We start from the raw sequence: 3505 nt of genomic DNA, 5'->3' as shown, positions 1-3505 counted from the left end.
GGATTTCACAAGCCGGCGCCAAGGCGATGACCTCGGCGCTGGAAGCGGTGCTTGGTTGGCAGGTTGATCCGAAGCTGAGTGCGCAGCCTGAAGAAGCATCGCCTGCAGGGCCACCGCGGCGTTGATCAGGCGGCTGCGTTCGGCGCTGTTCGTCGCCGATCTCGCGGCGGCCAACAAATCATCGACGGAGCGGCCTAGTGTTTCATCGGGCCCCATAAGGCGTAGTCTGGCGACGGTGACAGCTGTCGACAAGAGGCTCGCTCGCACGGGCCAGCGGCTGGCGCACGCTTGGCTCGGCCGTGGCAAGCAAGGAGGCGGTATGCGCATCGCGATCCACACCCTCGGCACTCGTGGGGACGTTCAGCCTTTCGTGGCGCTGGCGCTCGGATTGATGGATCGAGGCCACAGGGTGCAGCTTGCCGCACCCGAACAATTTCAGGCGATGGCCGAAGGCCGCGGCGTCAGATTCGCCCCGCTGCCGGGCGAGTTCCTGGAACTGATGGACACGCCGGAGGGGAAGGCTGCTATCGCTGGCGGAGAGGGCTTCAGCGCTGGGTTCAAGCTCCTCAAGCACGTTCGCCCACTAATGCGTGGTCTGCTCGACGCCGAATGGGCCGCGGCCAAGGCATTCGACCCGGATCTGATCATCCATCATCCCAAGTCGATCGCCGTGCCTCATATCGGTGAGGCGCTTGGACGGCAGACCATGCTTGCCTCGCCGCTGCCGGGCTTCACGCCGACCGCTGCATTTCCGACGCCGATGTTGCCATTCGCCTCTCTGGGCCCGCTCAACCGCGTCAGCCATGCGTTGGCGATCCGGGGCGCGGATGTGTTGTTCGGCCGCCTGATCGCCAACTGGCGGGCGACCTCGCTAGGGCTTGCAGGTCGCCGAAGTGCGCGGTCCGGGGCGGCGCTCTACGCCTACAGCCCGCTTGTCGTGCCCGTCCCCCCCGACTGGGGCCAAGATGTCCTCGTGAGCGGCTACTGGTTCCTCGATGATGAGGCGTGGCGGCCGCCAGCCGATCTGCAGGCGTTTTTGAGCGCCGGCGCGCCGCCCGTCTATATTGGGTTTGGCAGCATGCCAGGGCTGGATCCGGCGCATTTGGCGGCCGTGGTCCTCAAGGCGTTGGAGAAGACCGGCAAGCGGGGCCTGTTGGCCACCGGAGGCGGCGCCCTGGAAGTGGCGAACGCGCCATGCGACGTGCACGTCATCACCAGCGCCCCGCACGATTGGTTGATGCCCCGCATGTCGGCCGCCATCCATCACGGCGGCGCTGGCACCACGGGCGCGTCGTTGCGGGCGGGGAAGCCGACAGCTATTTGCCCGTTCTTCGGGGATCAACCCTTCTGGGGGCGTCGGGTCGCGCAACTCGGCGTTGGTCCGCCGCCGCTAGATCGCAAGTCGCTGTCGGCGGAGGCGCTGGCCGCCGCCATACTCGCGATGGAGGATGACCATATGCGTCGGACGGCGGCGGGGCTGGGCGCCGAAATTCGCCAAGAGGACGGTGTCGCAACAGCCGTGGACTTCATCGAGACGCGCGCCAGGCAGCGCGGCGCTCGTTCCGACGGGGCCCAACAATGAGCGGCTCGACACACGGTTCATGTGACTTGGACGGACATCAATTGAGGCCGCCCCATCGATCGATGAGGCGGCCGGGCAGTTGCGCGAATTGCGGTGATCGCCTCTGTATCAATGTCGAGCAGCCGGCGCTGACTTCCCATCTCCAGTCCAGATCGAAGCTAGGCTCGAATCCAACCCGGCCGCGCGAGCCGCTGTCAGCTTGGCCGACATCACCAGGGGCGCAATTGAGGCGGTGCACCGCGTAGCGTGGTCGGGGCTGTGTCGGCGTGAGGGGACGAACTCAGGGTTTCGGAGGCCGTCATAGGCGTTGTCCTGCCTCGGCGGCCCTCTTCATTTGACCTATCTGCGTCGTCGTCACGCAGCGACTGACCAGCAGTCTCCTTCATGAAGCAAAGCGCAATCATCCCGATGATGCAGGCGGCGATCATGTAGTAGGCGGGAAACATGGTGTCCCCCGTCAAGCGTATCAGCCACGAGTTCATCGCCGGCGCCGTGCCGCCGAATATCGAGGTCGCCACATTGTAGGCGATCGCAAATCCGGCGAAGCGGACGCTGGTTGGGAACATCGCAGGAAAGGTCGCCGAGATTGTCGCCAGTTGCGGGGCGTAGAGGAGGCCGAGGGCCGCAAAACCTACGATGGCGCCGAGCAGACCGGTCGCCATCAGGTGATAGAGCGGGATCACAAACAGGCAAAGGCCCACCAGCGACACCCACCACAGCGGCTTGCGCCCAAAGCGATCGGACAACGCGCCGGCGAAGGGCAGCAACGCCATCATGAACAGCATGCCAATGATCGGCACGATCAGTGACTGCTGCGTGGTGAGGCCGAGTCTGCGCTCCAGATAGGTCGGCATGTAGCTCAGCAGAGTATAGTTGACGACGTTGAGGGCGATGACCAATCCGCTCATGATCAGGAGGGGACGCCAATGGTGCGCGAACAGGTGATTTAGCCCACCCTTCGCCGGGGAGGCGTCCGTCCGATTGGCTTGGCGCTCGCGGAAGACGGGTGTGTCTTCCATCTTCGAACGCAAGTAGACGCCGATGAGACCGAGCGGTCCCGCCACCAGGAAGGGAAGGCGCCAGCCCCAATCGTGCATCGCCTCCTGGCTCAGCAGCAACGAGAAGGTCAGCATCAACAGCGCGCCTAGCGAGAAGCCCGCCAAGGTTCCAAATTCCAGGAAGCTGCCGAAGAATCCACGTCTGGCGTCCGGCGCGTACTCCGCCATGAAGGTGGCCGCCCCGCCATATTCGCCGCCCGTCGAAAAGCCCTGGACCATCCGAAGCATGATCAGAATGAGCGGCGCCCAGAAGCCGATCTGCTCATAGGTCGGGATAAGGCCGACGCAAACCGTGGCGACCGCCATCATGATGATGGTGAGGGCAAGCACCGACTTGCGTCCAAAGCGGTCGCCCAGCGGACCCCAGAAGAGTCCGCCTAGCGGACGGATCAGAAACGAAATGGCGAAGGTCGCGAGCGCAAATAGCGTGGCTTCCGCCGCCTCCCCAGGAAAGAGCGCCGCGGCGATGTAGGTCACGCCGTAGGCGTAGATCCCATAGTCGAACCACTCAGTGGCGTTACCGATGGCAGACGCGGCCACCGCGCGTCGCAAGGTCGCCTTCGATGGATCCCGTGCCTCGATTGACTTCATGGCCCCCTCCTGAGTCATGCCCCTTTTCGGGGCGTCTGATTTGTTGGTCATTCGTCGCCATCCCTGTGCGCATCCAAGGCGGCTGACATCGGTGTCGTGCGGGGCAGGGTTTGGAAGCCCTGCTGCAGCTCCTGCGGCACCGGCTGACTGCTCCAATGGCGCCACATCGCGAACGCCAGGCTGGCCAGGGCGCATGCGGTGAAGAACAGGAAGAGCCCTGGCGCGCCCAGCATCGACATCGCCAGCCCGCCGGCGACCGGGCCGATGGCGGCTC

2 protein-coding genes and 1 pseudogene are annotated in these 3505 nt (G+C 64.8%); 1 reads left to right on the top strand and 2 read right to left on the bottom strand.

Features of this window, described 5'->3' with window-relative positions; genetic code table 11:
- Positions 1-319: 319 nt before the first annotated feature.
- Positions 320-1582, top strand: a complete 1263-nt coding sequence (locus tag Q7T84_RS00035; RefSeq protein WP_304805517.1) for a glycosyltransferase — start codon at positions 320-322, stop codon at positions 1580-1582.
- Positions 1583-1791: 209 nt separating this feature from the next.
- On the opposite strand, the gene Q7T84_RS00030 is transcribed toward Q7T84_RS00035, so the two are convergent.
- Complete coding sequence (locus tag Q7T84_RS00030) at positions 1792-3231, bottom strand: MFS transporter (RefSeq protein ID WP_304805516.1); 1440 nt, start codon at positions 3229-3231, stop codon at positions 1792-1794.
- A gap of 47 nt (positions 3232-3278) precedes the next feature.
- A pseudogene (locus tag Q7T84_RS00025) lies at positions 3279-3505 on the bottom strand (MFS transporter); the annotation flags it as partial.

The sequence above is a fragment of the Phenylobacterium sp. genome (genome assembly GCF_030654915.1).
GTDB lineage: Bacteria > Pseudomonadota > Alphaproteobacteria > Caulobacterales > Caulobacteraceae > Phenylobacterium.
The sequence above is the reverse complement of the archived record's forward strand: the minus strand, read 5'-3'. Positions and strand labels throughout refer to the sequence as shown.